At 62.6% G+C, this 19,396-nt stretch carries 20 protein-coding genes and 1 pseudogene; 11 read left to right on the top strand and 10 right to left on the bottom strand.

The features are described 5' to 3' along the window. Window positions 1–45: 45 nt before the first annotated feature. Window positions 46–933 (bottom strand): glycerophosphodiester phosphodiesterase family protein, encoded by an 888-nt coding sequence (locus HAV21_RS06705; RefSeq protein WP_166841139.1) that lies wholly within the window; start codon window positions 931–933, stop codon window positions 46–48. 50 nt (window positions 934–983) lie between these two features. On the opposite strand from HAV21_RS06705, the gene HAV21_RS06700 reads away from it, so the two are divergent. Together HAV21_RS06700 and HAV21_RS06695 are read left to right on the top strand one after the other, a co-directional pair. Next, a complete protein-coding gene (locus HAV21_RS06700; RefSeq protein WP_166841138.1) occupies window positions 984–2,330 on the top strand; it encodes a DUF445 domain-containing protein in 1,347 nt (448 codons plus the stop codon). Window positions 2,331–2,370: 40 nt separating this feature from the next. Beyond that, window positions 2,371–2,799 carry a VOC family protein gene (locus HAV21_RS06695; RefSeq protein WP_142936979.1) on the top strand — a complete coding sequence of 143 codons (429 nt, stop codon included), beginning with the start codon at window positions 2,371–2,373 and terminating at the stop codon, window positions 2,797–2,799. Between the two features lie 90 nt (window positions 2,800–2,889). Here the strand turns inward: HAV21_RS06695 and HAV21_RS06690 are convergent, their stop codons facing one another. The 3 genes from HAV21_RS06690 to HAV21_RS06680 are packed head-to-tail and all read right to left on the bottom strand — an operon-like array spanning window position 2,890 to window position 5,286. Next, the gene (locus HAV21_RS06690) at window positions 2,890–3,699 is read right to left on the bottom strand and encodes a biotin-dependent carboxyltransferase family protein (RefSeq protein ID WP_166841137.1); all 810 of its coding nucleotides are present in this window, start codon (window positions 3,697–3,699) and stop codon (window positions 2,890–2,892) included. A 35-nt stretch (window positions 3,700–3,734) separates the two neighbouring features. Continuing rightward, window positions 3,735–4,484 carry a 5-oxoprolinase subunit PxpA gene (locus HAV21_RS06685; RefSeq protein WP_166841136.1) on the bottom strand — a complete coding sequence of 250 codons (750 nt, stop codon included), beginning with the start codon at window positions 4,482–4,484 and terminating at the stop codon, window positions 3,735–3,737. Continuing rightward, the gene (locus HAV21_RS06680; RefSeq protein WP_166841135.1) at window positions 4,468–5,286 is read right to left on the bottom strand and encodes a hypothetical protein; all 819 of its coding nucleotides are present in this window, start codon (window positions 5,284–5,286) and stop codon (window positions 4,468–4,470) included. Before HAV21_RS06680 ends, HAV21_RS06685 begins: the two co-directional genes overlap by 17 nt. 198 nt (window positions 5,287–5,484) lie before the next feature. Between HAV21_RS06680 and HAV21_RS06675 the strand changes: the two genes are divergently transcribed. Both HAV21_RS06675 and HAV21_RS06670 read left to right on the top strand, forming a co-directional pair. Then, the gene (locus HAV21_RS06675; protein ID WP_165450140.1) at window positions 5,485–5,652 is read left to right on the top strand and encodes a hypothetical protein; all 168 of its coding nucleotides are present in this window, start codon (window positions 5,485–5,487) and stop codon (window positions 5,650–5,652) included. A gap of 78 nt (window positions 5,653–5,730) precedes the next feature. Continuing rightward, on the top strand, window positions 5,731–7,047 hold the full coding sequence (locus HAV21_RS06670) for an MFS transporter (protein ID WP_166841134.1): 1,317 nt from the start codon (window positions 5,731–5,733) through the stop codon (window positions 7,045–7,047). A gap of 31 nt (window positions 7,048–7,078) precedes the next feature. On the opposite strand, the gene HAV21_RS06665 is transcribed toward HAV21_RS06670, so the two are convergent. After that, entirely contained in the window at window positions 7,079–7,459 is a 381-nt protein-coding gene (locus tag HAV21_RS06665) for an META domain-containing protein (protein WP_166841133.1), read from the bottom strand. Between the two features lie 368 nt (window positions 7,460–7,827). On the opposite strand from HAV21_RS06665, the gene HAV21_RS06660 reads away from it, so the two are divergent. Next, window positions 7,828–8,121 carry a hypothetical protein gene (locus HAV21_RS06660; protein WP_142936985.1) on the top strand — a complete coding sequence of 98 codons (294 nt, stop codon included), beginning with the start codon at window positions 7,828–7,830 and terminating at the stop codon, window positions 8,119–8,121. Between the two features lie 14 nt (window positions 8,122–8,135). Here HAV21_RS06660 and HAV21_RS06655 read toward each other — a convergent pair whose 3' ends face one another. Next, on the bottom strand, window positions 8,136–8,873 hold the full coding sequence (locus HAV21_RS06655) for a GAF and ANTAR domain-containing protein (protein ID WP_142936986.1): 738 nt from the start codon (window positions 8,871–8,873) through the stop codon (window positions 8,136–8,138). A gap of 135 nt (window positions 8,874–9,008) precedes the next feature. Here HAV21_RS06655 and HAV21_RS06650 point away from each other — a divergent pair, with 135 nt between their 5' ends. Further along, a complete protein-coding gene (locus tag HAV21_RS06650) occupies window positions 9,009–9,218 on the top strand; it encodes a hypothetical protein (RefSeq protein WP_142936987.1) in 210 nt (69 codons plus the stop codon). A 70-nt stretch (window positions 9,219–9,288) separates the two neighbouring features. Here the strand turns inward: HAV21_RS06650 and HAV21_RS06645 are convergent, their stop codons facing one another. Both HAV21_RS06645 and HAV21_RS06640 read right to left on the bottom strand, forming a co-directional pair. Further along, a complete protein-coding gene (locus tag HAV21_RS06645) occupies window positions 9,289–9,510 on the bottom strand; it encodes a hypothetical protein (protein ID WP_142936988.1) in 222 nt (73 codons plus the stop codon). A 248-nt stretch (window positions 9,511–9,758) separates the two neighbouring features. Then, window positions 9,759–11,022, bottom strand: a pseudogene (locus tag HAV21_RS06640) (LuxR C-terminal-related transcriptional regulator). A 138-nt stretch (window positions 11,023–11,160) separates the two neighbouring features. On the opposite strand from HAV21_RS06640, the gene hxlB reads away from it, so the two are divergent. Continuing rightward, entirely contained in the window at window positions 11,161–11,757 is a 597-nt protein-coding gene (gene hxlB, locus HAV21_RS06635) for a 6-phospho-3-hexuloisomerase (protein ID WP_223941546.1), read from the top strand. An 80-nt stretch (window positions 11,758–11,837) separates the two neighbouring features. After that, a complete protein-coding gene (gene hxlA / locus HAV21_RS06630) occupies window positions 11,838–12,455 on the top strand; it encodes a 3-hexulose-6-phosphate synthase (protein WP_166841363.1) in 618 nt (205 codons plus the stop codon). A 127-nt stretch (window positions 12,456–12,582) separates the two neighbouring features. On the opposite strand, the gene ilvD is transcribed toward hxlA, so the two are convergent. Beyond that, entirely contained in the window at window positions 12,583–14,445 is a 1,863-nt protein-coding gene (gene ilvD / locus HAV21_RS06625; RefSeq protein ID WP_166841132.1) for a dihydroxy-acid dehydratase, read from the bottom strand. An 86-nt stretch (window positions 14,446–14,531) separates the two neighbouring features. On the opposite strand from ilvD, the gene HAV21_RS06620 reads away from it, so the two are divergent. From HAV21_RS06620 to mptB, 3 genes are all read left to right on the top strand, one after another. Then, window positions 14,532–15,392 carry a helix-turn-helix transcriptional regulator gene (locus tag HAV21_RS06620; RefSeq protein WP_142936993.1) on the top strand — a complete coding sequence of 287 codons (861 nt, stop codon included), beginning with the start codon at window positions 14,532–14,534 and terminating at the stop codon, window positions 15,390–15,392. Between the two features lie 47 nt (window positions 15,393–15,439). After that, window positions 15,440–16,327, top strand: a complete 888-nt coding sequence (locus tag HAV21_RS06615; protein ID WP_142936994.1) for an SGNH/GDSL hydrolase family protein — start codon at window positions 15,440–15,442, stop codon at window positions 16,325–16,327. A 186-nt stretch (window positions 16,328–16,513) separates the two neighbouring features. Beyond that, on the top strand, window positions 16,514–18,121 hold the full coding sequence (mptB, locus tag HAV21_RS06610; protein ID WP_166841131.1) for a polyprenol phosphomannose-dependent alpha 1,6 mannosyltransferase MptB: 1,608 nt from the start codon (window positions 16,514–16,516) through the stop codon (window positions 18,119–18,121). Here mptB and HAV21_RS06605 read toward each other — a convergent pair. Then, window positions 18,118–19,389 (bottom strand): glycosyltransferase 87 family protein, encoded by a 1,272-nt coding sequence (locus HAV21_RS06605; protein ID WP_166841130.1) that lies wholly within the window; start codon window positions 19,387–19,389, stop codon window positions 18,118–18,120. The genes mptB and HAV21_RS06605 overlap by 4 nt on opposite strands. Window positions 19,390–19,396: the final 7 nt, after the last annotated feature.

Below are 19,396 nucleotides of genomic sequence, written 5' to 3'. Positions count from 1 at the left end.
ACTCAATCACAGGCAGGGTGGCACCCAAAGCCGGACCCAACTGATCTACTTGGACACCATCAACTGTGCGAGCACCTGGGCCGGCTTGTTGGTGGTGATCTCGTGGATGCCGAGTCCCTGACACAGGGCCACGTCCTTCTCCGAGTCAACGGTCCACACCCGGAAGATGCGGCCCGCCTCTAACCAGCGCTGAACGTTGCGCGCGTGCTCACGTACGTAGTCGATGCCAGGACCCGCAATACCTACCAAGCCCTCATCCAGGACACGCTCCGCATCCTCTTGAGTTGCCCTCATGACGTTGGCAACAGCCCCTCCGGTGAAGAATCCCAGACCAAACTCCTCACGAATTTCCTTCGCCGTGAAATTGTCCACCAACTGGCAGATGTGCTTCCCGGGAACGGTCTCCAGCAGGCGCCCCACCGAGTCCGAGTCGAAGCTCATGAAGGAGATGTGGATGTTTTCCAGCCGTGACTCCTCCGGCGTCCAGCCCTCCTCTTCCAACCGGGCAAGAACACGATCTTCAAGTTTCAGTCCGTAGGGACTCGGGTGTTTGAGTTCAATGGCCAGGCCAATTTCGCGTCCAGCCTCACACAAAATGTCCAGCAGGTCCGGCAACGTGAGGAACTGATCCGACACACCCCCATAAGCCTCAGGGATCCGCGCACCCTTCCATGAGGAGAAGTCCAAGGCGCGGAGCTCCTCAAGAGTGCGCTCCGCAACCGGACCTGTCCCGGTGGACGTGCGGTCCAGGTCTGCGTCGTGGAGCAAGACGAGATGCTGGTCCCGGGTGAGGTGGATGTCGCACTCCACGCCGTCAGCGCCATCGGCAATGGCCTTCAGATAGGCGGCCCGGGTGTGCTCGGCAAACGCAGCACTGGCGCCGCGATGTGCATAGACCTTGGGCCGGCTTGGGGCGAAGTCGTCGCTAGTCATGCAGACACGTTAGCCCACACCGCTGCATGCTCGGGGGCTACGCTGGGCTAATGCAGGTGAACTCTGAACGAATCCCAACCGAAGACCTCACCAACCCCAATTCCACCACTGGCGCCGTGCCCCCACGCAGGGCTTCCGGCGTCGTCGCTCCCCCCACAGGAGACATGGAAAAAGCGGCAGCATTGCTCCGCATGAAACGGTTGGCCCTGGCACTACTGATCGCCATGGCGGTGATCTTCACGGTGGCGTTCGCGTTCCAGAAGCAGTACCCGTGGCTGGAATACGTCCGGGCGGCGGCCGAAGGCGGCATGGTGGGCGCCTTGGCCGACTGGTTCGCCGTCACCGCCCTGTTCAAGTACCCCATGGGCCTAAAGATTCCGCACACTGCCATCATTCCCCGCCGAAAGGATCAGATCGGCGAATCCCTCAGCGACTTCGTCGAAAGCAATTTCCTGTCCCAGGAGGTTGTGCAGGACAAGTTGGCGAGCATCGACATCGCACGCAAAGCCGGCACCTGGTTGTCAGCGCCCGGCGGTGCAGAGCGCGTAGCCAAGGAAGGCGGCGCGGTGATCCGCGGCGCCTTCACCGTACTGAATGACGACGATGTACAGGCGGTCATCGAGGGCATGGTCCGCAAGCACCTGCTCACCCCGCCATGGGGACCACCCGTGGGCCGCATGGCCGAACGGATCTTTGCTGACGGCCACCACCACACTTTGGTTGACCTCCTTGTAGACCGTGCGGCCGACTGGGTGGACGCCAACCATGCAACGGTGAACCGGCTCGTCTCGGATCGCTCGCCCCTATGGGTGCCGACGTTCGTGGACGGCCTGGTTGGTGACCGGGTTTACGTGGAACTATCCAAATTTGTTCGCGCTGTGCAGGCGGACCAAAACCACCAAGTACGGCAATCGATCGACGCCTACCTTGCAGACCTGGCCCAGGACCTGCAGCATGATCCCGCCATGATCGAGCGCGCCGAGTCCATCAAGGCACAGATCCTTGGCGACCCCGAGGTCCGCGAACTGGCGTCCCGCACGTGGGGAACGGTAAAGACTGCGCTGCTCAACGCCGTCGACGATCCCCACAGCGAACTGAGCCAGCGCTTCAAGAGTGCCGTCCGCGACTTTGGCACGCGCCTGGTCAACGATGACGAACTGGCCGGCAAGGTGAACACCTGGATTGGCGATGCTGCCGGGTACCTGGTGAATACGTATCGCTCGGACATCGCTGGCGTCATCTCCGATACCGTAGCCCGCTGGGACGCCGAGGAGACATCGCAAAAGATCGAGCTTCAGGTGGGCAAGGATCTCCAATACATCCGCATCAACGGAACCGTGGTGGGCGCCCTGGCCGGCTTGGCGATCTTCACTGTGGCGCATCTGCTCTTTGGCTAAGGCGCTGGAGCTATGAAGTCTGCCTTGGTAGCTTCAACGCATGCCTATCAAACTTGAAAACGTCGGTATTGCGGTTCGGGATCTCGAAGAAACCATCGCCTTCTTCACGGATCTGGGGCTCACAGTCTTGGGCCGGGATACGGTCAGCGGTCAGTGGGCCGACACCGCCGTGGGGTTGGACGGCAACCACGCAAAAATCGCGGTGCTCCAAACCCCGGACGGCACGGGCCAACTTGAGCTCTTCGAATACCTGCACCCTGACGCGATAGAGACAGATCCCACCCTTCCCAACGAGATCGGCATGCATCGCGTGGCTTTCTCGGTTGACGACATCGACCACGCCCTTGAGATAGCCGCCAAGCACGGATGCCACCCGCTGCGCGGTGTGGCGAACTACCAGGACGTCTACAAGCTCACGTATCTTCGCGGCCCCAGCGGGATTCTGGTCATGCTGGCGCAGAAACTCTAAAGGGAGACACGTCCATGCCACGCACCCTGATTGGGAACATGTGCTGTGGCACCCGGACGCGGTTCTGTGGGCAGAGCTGAGCTTTCCCCCTCAGCCCAAAAGATGCACCATTTGTCCAGGCCTGGCTTGGCCGATCAGGTCCAGGTCCTCGTCCCGGACCACTGCGATGACCGGGGACTCGGCAGTACCCGGGTGGCCGGCCAGGGCAACAACAGGAAGGCCCGACGGCGGCAGCAGGACAGAGCCCGATATTCGCGGTTGGGGTTGGCCTGATTCCGTAGCGGCATCCAAAGAAGCAGCAGCACCGTCAAGTGGTCGGCCAGCGAGCCGCGCACCCACCCGATCCGATTTCGGCGAGAGAATCCAGGGTTCACTGGTCAATCGAAGCCACGTACCGGCGTCGAAGTTCGTTGCCTGCGGCCCGCGCGAAATCCTGACCACCACCGGGCGTTCCGGATCCAAAGCACGCCGGGCAGGGTGGTTCACGTCGGGGAAACCATAACCATGCGGGCGTCCGAACTTTAAAGCCGCACCAGCGCGCAGCGCCTTTCCTTGTGGGGCCTCTCCTTGCGCCGACAGTCCGCCCTGGACCGCCAGGTAGTAGCGAATACCAAACAGGGCAGGGCCGAACTCAAGTACTGCTCCGGGCGGGACCCTAACGGCTTTGTTCAGCGGAAGTTCGTTGCCGTTGAGGGTTACCAGGCCCTCGGCACCGGTGACCGCCACAGCCGAGCCCGTCACGAACCTCAGCTTCAGCCCGCCCAGCAGCACCTCAAGTCCAGTGGCGGAGTCCGGGTTGCCCAAGAGGGCATTGGCCAGATGCATGGACGCGCGGTCCAGTACCTTCTCCTTGCCCAGAACCAGCGTGCTCGATCCCGGCTCCACCACTACCGCACCCATCGGACCTCCCCAGTCACAGGTTTACGGACACGGATTTATGCGAACGCTTCAATCTCAGCGCCGGCCTTCTCCAAGCCCTCCCGAACCGCAGCAGCCATGTTCACCGCGCCGGGCGTATCGCCGTGGATGCACAGCGAATCGGCCTGCACTGGCACCACGGTTCCGTCGATGGCCAGCACTTCCTTGCGCGTTGCGAGCCGCACGGCCTGGGCAACGACTGCGTCAGGGTCATGCAGCACGGCACCTTCCTGAGTACGCGGTACCAGGGTCCCGTCCGGCAGGTAAGCCCGGTCCACGAATGCTTCGCGGAACACCGGGTGCCCGGCTTCTTCGGCGAGCGTCAGCCACGCTGACCCTGGCAATCCGAGAACCGGCAGACCGGGATCGTAAGCATGGACGGCCGCCACCACGGCTTCTGCCTGCTCAGCGTCGCGGACAATCCTGTTGTAAAGCGCACCGTGGGGCTTGACGTAGTCCACCGATGCTCCCACCGCGTGGGCCATGCCGTCGAGGGCACCAAGTTGGTAAAGAACGTCCCCGAACAACTCGTCAAAAGTCATGTCCATGGAACGCCGCCCGAAGCCGGCCATGTCCCTGTACCCCACATGGGCGCCGACGCGGACATCCAGTTCGAACGCCGCACGGCAGCTGTCCAGCATGGTGAGGGGATCCCCGGCGTGAAATCCGCAGGCCACGTTGGCGCTGCTCACGATGCGGAACATCGAGGCGTCGTCCCCCATGGTCCAGGAGCCGAAAGACTCCCCGAGGTCAGCGTTCAGATCCACTGCTACCGCCTTCCAAAGTCGGGTTGTTCACGGTGTTCCTGGGAGCGTTTGGGAGCAGCTCGCCAGGGACGGTGTCCGGTAACGGGCCGAACGCTTCCTTGGCGGTGGACACCACAGCACGGCCCATCATCAGGTTGCCGCCGCCACCCACTACGGCGCCTATGCCGAACGGCAGGGCGCGTCCGAGGAACGCGGTTCCTTGCCGCTTCAGGAGGTTCTTCAAGAAGGCGCGCTGGATGGAGTCCCGGATGACTCCGAAGCCGCTTCCTGGAATCTTCTTGGTCAGCGTCCGGCCCCAGGCATTGGTCACGCCTTTGCCGCGCCCCAGCGATTGACCGCTCAGGGCACCCAGCATGGACGTGCCTTCTTCTCCCAGCATGATGGCCATGACCATGGTTTGCGCGCGCACAGGATCCGTCAGCCGAATGCCGTGCAGCTCCGCAAGCGACGACGCGTAGAGCGCTGTGGTCTCCAGGAAGCCCACGGTTGCGAGCGCGGATAGTCCCAGCGACGCCGCGGTTCCAATACCAGGCACGACGGCGGTAGCACCCACCGCCGCGCCCCCGCCGGAGATGGCCAGCAGGTAGTGGCGCTCCAGCTTGGCGGCCAGCTGCGCCGGTGAATCATTGGGGTGCCTCCGTTGGAGCCGGCGGAGGTTGGCCAGGACCAGGGGTCGCTGGACTTCCACAGCCTTCAGCAGCATATTGTGCACTCCGGGCTTGGTGTTGCCTTCAGCGTCAAAGACTGCGTTGTGGGCTGTTTCCTGGGCGATCTTCACCGCCGGGTTGGGGCGCTTGGGCATCTTCACCTCTCCTTGGCAGTTAGTCGTTTCACGGGGAACTGCTTGCTTCAGCCTATGCCACGCCCTCGCTTTGCGAGACACGGTAAAGGCCGTATGTGGACAGTATTCCGCGGAGAGCGGACCCCATCGACCATCCTCCGGGCGTAAACTGGGATGCACTCACGGAAGCAGTCCAATCAAGGACAGGGAGTATCCGTTATGAACGCCTCGGACAGGAACGAACATGCCGTCCGGCACCACGCCGACACACCGGCGGAGGGTGAAACTGAAGGCTGGGTTCCGCACGATACCGGTTTGCACAGCCAGGACCCCGCAGAAGGTGCGGACATCGACGACGACGACGCGCCGCCGTCGGGCGCTTCCTAACTGGAGTTTCCTCCCGGACCCGGGTTCGGTAACCGGGGTGCCAGGCACGCCACCAACACACAGGTTTAGGCTAGTGAAATGGCCTCGCTGAGAGCGTTGCGTCCCTTTGCACACCGGGAATTCCGGGTGCTGATTTCCGCGCTGTCCATTTCCATCTTCGGCTCCGGTATGTGGGCGGTGGCGATGGTTTATGAGGTGATACACCTTGGCGGCGGCCCGCTTGAACTGTCCTTGGTGGCCACCGCAGCCAGCATCGGGTTGGTGGGCTTCGTCCTGGCCGGTGGCATCGCGGCGGACCGGTTCCCGCAGCGGCTCCTGATCATCGCGGTGGAGGGCGCCAATCTGGCTGTCATTGCCACCATCACAGCGCTTGCCATGTTCAACGTCATTGAACTGTGGCATCTGGCCGTGGGTGCTTTCGTCATAGGTGTGGGCCAGGCATTCTTCTTCCCCGCGTATTCGGCCATGCTCCCGCGGATCCTGCCCGCCGACGATCTCCTGGCGGCAAATGGCCTGGAAGGAACAGTTCGGCCGGTTTTGCAGCAGGCGGCCGGTCCGGCCATCGCGGGAATCCTGGTGGCAGTGCTGTCCCCGGCACATGCAGTGGCCGGGGTGGCCGTTTGCCACCTGCTGGCGTTTGGGATGGTGAACCTCCTGAGCCGTCAAGCGCCACTCGCTCCAGGCTGGGGTGACGCTGGACCGGACGCTGCAGCGACTGGCAAGTCCTCACTATTGAAGGACCTTCGGGAGGGATTCAGCTATACCATCCGCACACCGTGGCTTCTGTGGACCCTCATCTGGGCCTGCCTGTCCGTGCTTTTCCTGATTGGCCCCATCGAAGTCCTGCTGCCGTTCGTCGTCCGCGATCAGTTGGGCGGCGATTCGAGGACGTTCGGCTTCCTGCTGGCAGTCATGGGGGTAGGCAGCGCCGCGGCCGCGCTGGCCACGGCAACGGTCCGCCTCCCCCGGCGCTACCTGACGGTAATGGTTGTGACGTGGGGCTTGGGTAGCCTCCCTGTGGCCGCCATAGGATTCATGGACAATTTCTGGGTGCTCGGCGCCGCCATGCTGATCTTCGGTGCCACCGAGGGAGTCGGCATGGTCATTTGGGGGACACTGCTGCAACGGCGGGTGCCACGGCATTTGCTGGGCCGGATTTCGAGCCTGGACTTCTTCGTTTCGCTGGCCTTGATGCCGGTGTCCATGGCGCTGGCCGGGCCCATGGCCGAGGTGGTTCCTATCTGGCTTATCTTCTTCGTTGCCGGTTTGGTATGCCCCATCATGGCCTTTGTGGCACTGTTCGCAGCACGCATGATGACCGACGAGATTGAGAACCCCTTGTCCTCCAGCACCGCGGATCCGGAATCTGCAGACACCCAGCCGGACTCCGTGTAGTTCGCTGCCTCAGGCTCTGATCGGGTTTCGGTTACTTGCCGGGAGCGAGCGTCCCGATCACATCCCCGCCCTGGCCGAACACTGCCAACTTTCCGTCTTCCTGGATCTTGGCTGTGGCCGCCTGCGAAAGCCAGGTATCGACGCACTCGCAGGCCATGCGGGTGGACGCGAAACCTCCGAACGAGATGGTCTTGCCGTCCTCTTTCCACGTTCCCATGAGCCTGTTGCAGCCATCTGTTCCGGTGGCACTGCCATCTGATGTGAGGTCCAGGGAGGGTTGCTTCGTCTCGCTGGTGTCACCCCAGACACCGACGAAAGGACTGGTGCCGCTTCCGGCGCAGCCTGCCATCACGATGGCAGCAATGAATGCCAGGGAAACAGCGCGGAGGATGCGGGGCTGGATGTGCGCCATGCGGTCAGTCTAGGTTTGCGCAATCCGGCAGTCTACCGGATCGTGCGGTCGGCCGCGACTCAGACGACCGACCGCACTAGCCCGGTTTACGCAGTGATGGCGCCCCGGGCGGGCCCCAGAACCCGCCACACCCACCACTGCTAACTCCGTCGGTGAACCGCAACGCGGCCGAAAAGGGCAACGGCGCAGTGCGCGATTCAACGACATGGGCACTGGATATGTGCTCTGACCTGCGGAAACGTGATGCAGAATTCGGACTAAAGTTTCAGCTCCAAAGAAACACGCCAAAATTGCCGACACTTTCCGGCTTTTCACAACACTCATCAGCAGTAGGAAAAGTGAGTAAATGACGCCCCGCAGGAGCAAATATGAAACTATCTCAAAGTCCGGCCTTCGTAACCACCCTGTCATTGACGGAACAGTCGGACATCCACCTTCTGTTCATGGCCGGTTTGGTCTTCGTTGCAGGCCTCGCCGGGTTGGGCACTGTTAGCCTGCTCCTGCTGCTTGCACCTTTTGCCACGCTCTTTCTGGGGCGCACCAGGCCCCGCAGGCTTGCCACAGTTTCCACCGCCCCTGCCCGCAAGCCCGACGGCGGTGCGCCGCGACCGCCGTCGTCACTTGGCGGCGGCAAGCAAGGGGCCGCTTGCACTGACCACTAGTCGTCAGAGCGCAACTAGTCGTCAAAGCGCAACTGATTGTCAGTACTGCCACTGAGGTTGGCGATGATTTCCGAGGCAACGGCGTGCAGTTTTTGGTTTCGGTGGCTTGACGCCTTGGTCAGCACGCTGAAGGCTTCGTCCTGGTTGCAACGGTTCTGGGCCATGATGACACCACATGCGAGGTCAATGACTGTTCTGGAGGACATCGCCGTCTTGAGGTCGGCGTTGAGCTGCTCCACCGCTTCGATCCTGATGGCCAGACGCAACGTGCTGCCCACTACATCGGCGAAGGCGGTAGCTTCAGCAATCACAGCATCCGTAAAGATGCCCGCTGTGGGTGCAAAGAAGTTGATGACCGCTTGAGATGTCTCGCCCAAGTCCATGGGAACGCCCAACGCACTGCGGACGCCCTCAGCTGCGAGCGCTCTGCTGTAAAGCGGCCATTTTGTGTCTGTGGCGACGTCAGCCAGAAGCACAGGATGCCCGGCGTCGAGGGCTTCCAAACAGGGTCCCTGCTGAAGTTCCTGTTCGATTTTGTCCAGCTGCACGGCCCTCTCGCTGCTGCCGGCAACTGTGGCGGTGCGTTTGCGCCGGCGCAGCGTCAAAGCGCAGTCGATGTTTTCGCCTGCTACCTTGCTCATCGCATCGCGGGCAAAGCCGGTCACCGCGTTCAAAATCCCGTGGATGTCGGAACTACCGACCACCAGCTCGTGCAGGCTTCTGATGTGTTCAGCATTTGCAGTGGGTTCCATGAGCCTAATCGTAGGAACACTTCGGCTTCCCGTCACCCATTGCCCGGGAATCCGAGCAGAAGGTATGGTTCATAAGTAAGGAACCTGATTAATCCACTCCGAGAGCGACCCGCCGCTTGCAACGGGACACCTGCCATGGAAGATCCACGCAAAACAGCGAGAGAGCTCATACGAAACCGGACCATAGATCTCGAAGACCTATGGATCAGGTACTGGGCCGAGGGAGGGAATGCTCCCGTCCTCGAGCTTGACGCCTACGTCTTTGAGATTCAGGAACGGCACCCCTTCGAGCTGCGGATATTGTCCTGGGCACTCGAAGACCTCGGCATCGACGCGCCACTCTGACCGGAAGCACCGTAACAGTCAGCGGACGACGGCGGGGACCTCCCGCCGTCGTCCGCTGATGCGGTGCGAGTTAGCCGGCTTTACCAGCCAGCGCGACCAGCACGCCGGCGGTGGCGAAATACTTATTGCTCCCGAGGTCCCTGACGGTCTTGATACCCAGTTCAGCGAGAAGTTCGCTGTGCTTGTCGGTAAGTCCGGCGAGCGCCGACGGCGGGGCCGCCAGGATTTCGTCAAGGGTGGAGTTCTCGTAGGCTTTATCGAGTGCTTTGCCCAATTCAACAGAAACAGCCAAGGCATTTCCTTTCATCGATACGGAACAATTGCAAACGTGCTGTAGAACATTAGCCCCTTTAGCTAAGCAACCTGCCAATTGAGGCAATGCGCCAATTGACGATCCGGGGCCGCATAACGATCAAGATAGCCCACAATGAGGCGCACTTGACCCCCGCGCCCCAAGGGAAATAAATATTCTCTGCCATCACCGGTCGGCGAATCGCTCAGCGTGTCCGCAGATGCGCCGACGCAAGGACGTAAGTACAGCTAGCGAAGTCCGGCCGAGTGCGCCAAGGCAATCGCCTCTGCCCTGGAACGCACGTCGAGTTTTCGGAAGAGGTTACGGATGTGAAACTTCACCGTGTTTTCGCTGATATGAAGAGCGCCCGCGATGCTCCGGTTCCGCTGCCCAGCGGTGAGCAACTGCAGAACTTCCAGCTCCCTCGGCGCCAGATCCCAGACGGCAACGTCACCAATGGGCGCTGCCGGCGGGTCCAGCGGCAAGACCACGGAGATATCCGCACCCCACCCCTGCATCACGTCAAGGGACATCCGCCCATCAACGGCCTGCACCCGCTGCTGCAACCGGGTGATGCTGGGCGAGTCCGGAGTGAGGGCTCCAAGGCCGTCGTCGCGCACGTTGATCAGCAGGTTCTCACCGTCGCAGTCCCACTGCGCACGGACGCGCCGGACATCCGGCTGCTCCGCGATGGCCAACACAAGGCCGCGAACGACGGCGCGGGCAGCATGGGCTACTTCGCCAGGCAGAGCACGCCCGTTGGCGGGCGGCTCGATGAACTGAATGTCGATATTGCTGAAGTGCATCAAGGGCCGAAGATCCTCGCGAAGCCGCTCGAACGCAGTCACCACCGGCTCTTCCACAAGATCGCTGGTCCGGTCGCTAACCGTCCGCAGGTCCACCAAAGCCTTGACCGCGAGGTCCGTCACTGAGGTTCGGGCCGCGGCGTCGTCCATGGAGGTCGACCGCAGGGCCGCCAGCAGGGTTTCCAGAGTGGTGGAGTGCTGGTCGATCAACTCGGCCGTCACACGGATCCGCTCAGCGGATGCCGCCCGCGATTCCAAAAGGTACGACGGCGGCGCGTCGGTTACTTTCTCCTGGATGCGTCGGGCGGTGAGTCGCCAAAGATAGCTGAGCAGACGAAGTGCCTCCTCTTCCTTTTGCGGTCCTTCAACCGGCGAAGGGTCGGTCAGGACCAGGAGCGCCTGACTGGGCCCATAGCCCAAGGCGAGAACTTCCCGTTCCTCACCGGCGATGAGCGCGGAAGTGCGCCATGGGACCTCGCCGGGCATCGCCGACCTCAGCCGGTCCAGTTCGGCGATGGATACGCGGCTGACCCACGCCTTCATCACCCGCCTTCTTCTGGGGCCGGCCGGTGCAGTCCTCGGTAAAGATCACCAGGGCACTGCTGGCGAGGAACGGGAGTGTGGCGGTGCGGAGGGCTTCGGCGATGCGGTTCAGCGGCGCGGCTGCCAGATCGCTAATGGAGTGGAGGAGTGCCCAGTTCTGCATCCGGCCAGCATACGTGCCCAGCCCCGGCAGAAACTACCCAAAGGGGTGGGAAGAGCCATCCCAAATCAGCGTTACGCCCACCCGGTTACTGCACCAAGCTGGAAGGGAAGCAGAACCACGGCAAGTAAAGGAGAGAGTGTGGACGCCGTAGTAGACAAGCCCTCCCTGAGCGCTACACCAGCCCAGGCCGCCCTCAACCTGTCCCTGATCCAGGACGAAATAGTGAGCACCACCAATGCAATCGACGCCCACCAGCTGGCAGCCCTGGCAGGCAGGATCCGCAGGGCGGAGCGGATCTTCCTTGCCGGCGCCGGCCGCAGCGGGTTGGTTCTCCGCATGGCGGCCATGCGCCTCATGCACCTGGGCTTGACGGTCCATGTTGCCGGGGACACCACCACACCTGCCATCACCTCCGGCGACCTCCTTGTGGTGGCCTCCGGCTCAGGGACCACCTCAGGCGTGGTCAAGGCAGCCGAAACAGCCATCGCCGCCGGCGCGGACGTGGCTGCTCTGACCACCAACCCGGGATCACCTTTGGCCGGCATGGCCGATGCATTGGTGATCATTCCCGCAGTGCAAAAGACCGATCACGGCTCCGGCCTTTCCCGCCAGTACTCCGGCAGCCTGTTTGAGCAATCCCTCTTCCTGGCAACCGAAGCAGTGTTCCAAACCCTGTGGGAGAACACCGAAGAGCCCGCCGAGCAACTCTGGCTGCGCCACGCCAACCTCGAGTAGCCGCACCAAAACCCGCTTCGCCCCAACACTCACCATCCGTTCCAAACGAAACCCTCCGAAAGAAAGAAGAACCCAAGAAACTGCAGGTAGCACTGGACCTCCTCACCGTCGAGGACGCCCTTGACCTGGCCGGCAAGGTGGCCGAGCACGTGGACATCATCGAGCTCGGGACGCCGCTCATCAAGGCTGCCGGTTTGACCGCCGTCACCGCCATCAAGGATGCCCACCCCACCAAGATCGTCTTCGCCGACATGAAGACCATGGACGCCGGCGAGCTCGAAGCGGATATAGCGTTCAAGGCTGGAGCGGACCTCGTTTCGGTCCTGGGCACCGCTGACGACTCCACCATTGCCGGCGCGGTGAAGGCCGCCAAGGCGCACAACAAGGGCATCGTAGTAGACCTGATCGGCGTGGCGGACAAGGTGTCCCGGGCCAAGGAAGTTCGCGCGCTGGGCGCCAAGTTCGTCGAGTTCCATGCAGGCCTGGATGAGCAGGCACAGCCCGGTTACAACCTGCGCACCCTGCTCAACGCGGGCGAGGAAGCACGCGTCCCGTTCTCCGTGGCCGGCGGGGTGAATGCTGGGACCATCGCAGCAGTGCAACTGGCGGGCGCCGACGTCGCCGTCGCCGGCAGTGCCATCTACAGTGCCGCAGATCCGGAGCTGGCCGCGAAGGAACTGAAGGCAGCCATCAACTGATCCAGCCCTCAACGAAACCGTCGACCTGCCCATCCGGGCAGGTCGACGGTTCTGTTGGCGCCGCACCGTCGTCGTACGTTGGTGAAGTACGACGACGGCAGGCGGCTTTCTGTTGAAAACGAAACCCTTAGAGGTTTTCCACCAGGGAGACGTCGCGGACTGCGCCCTTGTCTGCGGACAGCGCCATGGCGGCGTAGGCGCGCAGTGCGGGAGACACGTGGCGTTCGCGGTCCTTGGGCTTGTAGCCGCCGTTGACCAGGAGCTTTTCGCGGCGTTCGGCGAGGATCTCGTCGGAGACCTGCAACTGGAGGGAGCGCTGGGTGATGTCGATGCTGATGATGTCGCCGTTCTCCACCAGGGCGATGGTGCCGCCGGAGGCAGCTTCCGGGGAGATGTGCCCGATCGACAGGCCGGAGGTGCCGCCGGAGAAGCGGCCGTCCGTGATGAGGGCGCACTTCTTGCCCAGGCCGCGGCCCTTGAGGAACGAGGTTGGGTAGAGCATTTCCTGCATGCCGGGTCCACCTCGAGGTCCTTCGTAGCGGATCACCACCACGTCGCCTTCCTTGATGGTCTTGTTCAGGATCTTCTCCACGGCTTCGTCCTGTGACTCGCACACCACTGCGGGGCCTTCGAAGATCCAGATGGACTCGTCCACACCGGCAGTCTTCACCACGGCGCCGTCCGCTGCGACGTTGCCGCGCAGCACAGCCAAACCACCGTCCTTGGAGAACGCGTGCTCCACCGACCGGATGCAGCCATCTTCAGCGTCCGTGTCCAGGGAGGTCCATACGTTTGACTGCGAGAAAGCTGTGGAGGACCGGACACCACCGGGAGCGGCGTGCCACAGCGCTTTGGCTTCTTCCGTTGCCTTGCCGCCGCGGACATCCCAATCATCCAGCCAGCCGTCAAGGTCGTTGGAGTGCACCGAGTGGACGTTCTTGTGCAGGAGGCCACCACGATTCAGCTCACCCAGCAGCGCCGGGATGCCGCCGGCACGGTGCACGTCTTCCATGTAATAGGTCTTGTTGCCGGCAACGTTCGGGGCAACCTTGGCCAGGCAGGGAACCTGGCGGGACTTGGCATCCATTTCGGCCAGGCCATAGTCCACGCCTGCTTCCTGCGCCGCAGCCAGCAAGTGCAGGATGGTGTTGGTGGAGCCGCCCATGGAGATGTCCAGGGCCATGGCGTTGTCGAAAGCCTCGGCAGTGGCGATGGAGCGCGGCAATACGGACTCGTCGTCGCCGTCGTAATAGCGCTTCACCAGCTCAACAATTGTTGAACCGGCTTTCTCGTACAGCGCCTTGCGGGCGGTGTGGGTGGCCAGCACGGAACCGTTGCCCGGCAGGGCCAGCCCGATCGCTTCGGCCAGGCAGTTCATGGAGTTGGCGGTGAACATGCCTGAGCAGGAGCCACAGGTGGGGCAAGCGTTCTCTTCGATCAGGTTGATGTCTTCATCTGAGATGGATTCGTCCACGGCGTCGGAGATCGCGTTCACCAGGTCAAGGGAGCGGACGGATCCGTCTGTCAGGGTCACGCGGCCGGCCTCCATGGGACCGCCGGAAACGAACACCACGGGGATGTTCAGGCGCAGGGCGGCCATGAGCATGCCCGGGGTGATCTTGTCGCAGTTGGAGATGCAGACCAGGGCATCAGCGCAGTGCGCGTTGACCATGTACTCAACGGAGTCGGCAATCAGGTCACGGGACGGCAGCGAGTAGAGCATGCCGGAGTGGCCCATGGCGATGCCGTCGTCCACGGCGATCGTGTTGAACTCGCGCGGCACGGCGCCTGCGGCGAGGATCGCGTCGGAGACGATCCGGCCCACTGGAGCGAGGTGGGTGTGGCCGGGGACAAACTCGGTGAAGGAGTTGGCGACGGCAATGATCGGCTTGCCGATGTCCGTGTTGGCAACGCCGGAGGCACGCAACAGCGCGCGGGCTCCGGCCATGTTGCGGCCGTGGGTGACAGTTCTTGAGCGTAGTGCAGGCATGAATACCATCCTGCTGTCGTTCGTCACAGGGCGGAAGACGGTGCTGCTACTAGTACTGGTAGTACCAGAGTAATAGTGTTGAGCCCGTGAAAGATGAGAGACGCAAAGAACTGGGACTGTTCCTCAGGACGCGCCGGACCCAGGCCCTGCGTTCCGATTACGGGTTGCCCCCGGTGGGCAGGTCCCGGGAACGCGGTCTCCGACGGGAAGAGATCGCCTTCCTCTCCGGGGTCAGCGTCACGTGGTACACCTGGCTGGAGCAGGGCCGGGACATCAGCCCGTCGCGGCAGGTCCTGGAATCCATAGCCCGCGCACTGCACCTCTCGGACACCGGCCTAAGCTACGTGCTGTCCCTGGGTGGCTACTCCTCTGCCCTGCCCAAAGGGCCCGTGGCGGCCGATGCCCCCGCCCATGTGCAACGGCTTCTGGACGCGCTGGACCCCAACCCGTCCTATGCGTTGTCCCCGGACTGGGGCGTGGCCGGGTGGAACCGCGCCTATGAGGCGCTGTACCCGAATATAGGAACGTTCGACGCCGCGGACAGGAACCTGTTGTGGTTGGTGTTCACTGACCCCTATGTCCGGGACCTGCTCCCGGACTGGGACGTCACCAGCAAAAGGTTCCTTGCGGAGTTCCGGGCAGAAACCGGGCAGCGGCTGGGAGACCCGGACGTGGCCTACCAAGTGGAGCGGCTCAAGGAAGCCAGCCCGGAGTTCCAGGAAAGTTGGGACCGCTACGACATCCTGGGCTTTGAGTCCCGCGAACGGCAGTTTCACCATCCCGCCGTCGGAGTGCTGCAGATGGAGCACCACCAGGTCTCGCCTTCGGACAGGCCGGACCTGCACATAGTGGTCTACACCCCGGCGCCCGGGAGCGACGCCGGGGAACAGATGCAGCGGTTGATGGGGATTTTCGATACAGATATCGCCCGGAAGACGCGCTCTTAGGGGCATTAACTGTACTAAAACCCGATGATTCGGCGCACTATGGGGAGATGAACGCCCAATATACGGATGGCTCGGGGCAGGCCGGTTCCGGAAGTTTCCGGACCGGCCAGCACCCGTGGAGCCGTTATGTGGCTTTGGGCGATTCGTTCACGGAAGGTTTGGGGGATCCCGAACCGCGGAGCCCCGGCGGCCTCCGAGGCTGGGCGGACCGGGTTGCCGAGGAATTGAGCACTGGTCATGAGGATTTCGCCTACGCCAACCTGGCCATCAGCGGAAAGCTGCTCCACCAAATACTCGACGAGCAGGTGGGCCCGGCAATCGAGCTGCGCCCTGATCTGATCACCCTCAACGCCGGCGGAAACGACATCCTCTTCCACAGGAGCGATCCGGACAAGCTCGCCCTCGAGCTGGACGCGGGTGTTGAGCGGCTGGCAGCTACCGGCGCAACCATCCTGCTCTTTGCCGGGCCGGACTTTGGCGCTACCCCTGTGCTGGGGCTCGCCCGCGGCAAAGTGGCCATTTTCAACGAGAACATCAGGGTCGTTGCGGCACGGCATGATGCCCTGATCGCCGACCTCTGGGCATTACGCCAACTCACGGACCCCCGCATGTGGAATGCGGACCGGCTACATTTTTCCCCGCTGGGTCAACACACCATTGCCATCATGGTGCTCGATTCACTCAACGTCCCGCATTCCCTGGAACCGCTGACGCCCAAGGCCCTGCCTGAGCGGAACTGGCGTGAGGCGCGCGCGGGCGACATGATCTGGGCGCGGGAGCACCTGTTTCCGTGGGTGGTGCGCCGCTTGACGCAGCGAAAGGCCGACGACGGGCGGCACGCAAAGCGGCCGGAGCCAGGCCCCGTATTCGGAGCAAGCATGCCTCCAGGAGCATATATAGGCCGGGACCCGGGGACCATTCCTCAGCAGTCATGACATCAGGGGAATATTCCGCGGCATAACGGTGCACGGCTATGGAGTCCGTCACCCTTTGCCGCGCCTGTGGTGGTGTTGGCTGGATCGACGCTAAAATTTCACTTGCCGCAAGTACAAGCTCTTCGGCTTCAATCCGCGTTTCATTTCTTGGAAGCGCCATACCGTGAGTGGGGGAACCGACCAGTCATGACGGCAGGCAGTACCCCCAGTCCACATCCAGAGACCTCAGCAGCAGCAAGCCCGTCTACCTCCACTGCTACCAAGTCCCCGAAACCAACAACACCAGCAACAAAGCCCGTTGCGTATCCCGCTATTTTGCAAGGGTTCCTTGGCTCCTTGTTCATGTTTGCCGGTTCTATTGGCATCGGCTGGATCGCCAATGGCTCCCCCATGATCCGCCATCCCATAGTCATTGCCCTGCGCACTGAGGGCTGGGGCGTCACGGTCTCCGCTGTCCTCTTGACCGTGGGTGCCATGTTGCTGGTGCGTTCCTGGCTGCGTTTGGGCCAACGGATGGGCAGCTGGGAGGGGAACTCCCTCAAACCGATTGTCGCTGCGATCGGAGCCTGGTCGCTTCCCCTGCTGTTCGCTGTGCCCGTCTATTCGCGTGACGTTTATGCGTACATAGGCCAAGGCCGGCTGATGATGGAGGGCCAGGACCCTTACGACGTCGGCATCTCGGCTTTGAACAACTGGTTCGCCTTGGGCGCGGACCCGGCGTGGGCGGAAGCCCGTACTCCGTACGGGCCGTACTTCTTGTGGATGGCCCACGCGGTGGTTGCCATCACGGGCGCCCAACCGGACGTATCAGTCCTGCTGTTCCGGCTACTTGCCGCAGGCGGGGTGCTGTTGTGCGTCATTTATGTGCCCAAGCTCGCGGAGCTGCACGGCATCAACGGTGCTCGGGCGCTCTGGATCGCGGTGGCCAATCCACTCTTCCTCATCAGCTTCGTGGCCAGCGCCCACAACGACGCCATCATGGTGGGCTTCGCCGTTGCGGGAACCTACTTCGCGGCCACCAAGCGGCCTCTCCTGGGCATCCTGCTGGTGACACTGTCCATCGGGATCAAACCGGCCACCGTTCTGTTGCTGCCCTTCATTGGTCTGATGTGGGCAGGCGCAGGGGCCTCCTGGCCGCGTAAGTTCGGAATCTGGGCAGCAACGGCAAGCATCAGCTTCGCCATCCTGGTGGTCAGCGGTGTCCCTTATGGCCTGGGGCTGGGCTGGGCGTGGGCTATCACGGATCCCACCCCGGGCTTTACGGGCTACTCGCCGTCCGGCTTCATAGGCCAGCAGATCGAGTTCCTCGGCAACGCCTTGGGGCTTCCCGGCAATGCCATGGCGGACATTCTGCGAGCCGCCATGAAGTGGGGCGCTGTGGCCTTGGTGCTGGTGCTGATGTTCCGCGGGGACCATTCCAGGGTGGTTCGGAGAATGGCGCTTGCCTTCGCGGCGATCGTGCTGCTCTCCCCCATCATCCAGCCGTGGTACATCCTGTGGTTCGTCCCGTTCCTGGCTGTGACGGGGATCAGGGATGACTGGCAGATGCGGTGCCTCTACGTGGGGGTGACGTTCTTTGTGGTGTTCGGAGCGCAGGATCAGTTGTCGGTATGGTCCTTTGTGGAGGTCTCCGTGGACCTGTCCTCGCTGGCATTCGCCATTGCGCTGCTATTCGCGTTCTACCTGGTGTTCCTGGACATCCATACCCGCAGGCTGCTGGTTCAAGGCAAGTTATCGCGCTGGGTGGGGCAGACTGACCGTCGCCTGCTCCACCGCCCTCCGACTATCCGCTAGAGCGCTTTCGGGACCACCGGGGCGTCGTCGTGCTTTACTCGCCGCCCGAGTTCCACTGTCCGCTGCACCGACCACCACAGCAGTACCACCAGCAGGACGTTCCGGGTGGTCAGCACCGCAGCCATGACCGGGTGGGCGTGAATGAGCGGGGTGTAGAACAGCGGATAAATCACGAACGTGGTCATGGCAATGGCCATCAGCAAGGCTGCCGGCACCTTCCAACGGTTCCAGTCGTGCGTCAGCCCGGCAATGATCACAGGGGCCAGCCAGATAATGAACTGCGGCGAGCCCACCTTGTTGAACACGATGAACGCGGTAGTCATCATCAAGGCGCCCTCGAGGAACAGTTCCTCGCGCTCCGCTCCCCGCCTCAAGGCACGGATGAGAAGGATGGCGGCCGCGATAGCGGCAACTATCAGCAATGGCTGCATCAGGAACGCAGCAACCTCGGCACCGGGCCCGTAAACCTCCGTGGAGTTGATGGCCGTATTGTCCGCCATTTTGGATCCGGCAATGTTGAAGACACTGAGCCACACCCAGGGCGTGGAGAAAGTAGCTTCCAGTTGCATGCCGCGCTCACCCTGGTTGATCAAGAAGTCCAGGATGTGGCTGAAGCCACCGGCGAGGTACGTTCCAAGGCCTACGACGACGGTGACGCCCACCCCGGCAGCGACCATCTGCAGCCGGTTCTTCGAAGCAATGATCATGGGTGCCAGCACTGCTGCCGGCCACACTTTGATCCACGTCGCGATGCTCAGCAGGACGGACGCAACAACGGGCCTTTGGGCTGCGCAGATCAACGCGATCAGCACGATGGGGGCTGTGATGCCCTCAACCCGGGCAAAGCTGAGATACCCCATGAACACGGTGAAGAACAGCCACCACCATGCGGGCGCGATCCCGGTAACACGCCGTGGGCCGCGCGTCAGGTACCAGAGGCCCAGGGCGTTGAGGGCAGTGATCCCCAGGGTCCACATCAAGAGATAGAGATCCGGACCGGCAATCCCTGCCAGGAAGATGGGTATCTGGGCCAGCACAGGATAAACCCAGGGGCTGATCTTCCCGCTGAGGTTCTCCGGGTTGTAACCCTCCATGGCCCACTGGCGGTACTGCTCGGTGTCGCTGAAGGTGTTGCCGCTGAGGAAGAAGGACGCCATCCAGCACAGGAAGTAGAAGTGGACCGCAGCGAATCCCCACCACACACTGGAGGGGCGGGCGAACCACGCTACAACGGCAGGGGGCAGGACCCGGCTGCGGAGATGGACCATCCGGTCA

It is taken from the genome of Paenarthrobacter sp. MSM-2-10-13 (genome assembly GCF_011605365.1).
In the GTDB taxonomy this organism is placed as follows: Bacteria; Actinomycetota; Actinomycetes; order Actinomycetales; family Micrococcaceae; genus Arthrobacter.
The sequence above is the reverse complement of the archived record's forward strand: the minus strand, read 5'-3'. Positions and strand labels throughout refer to the sequence as shown.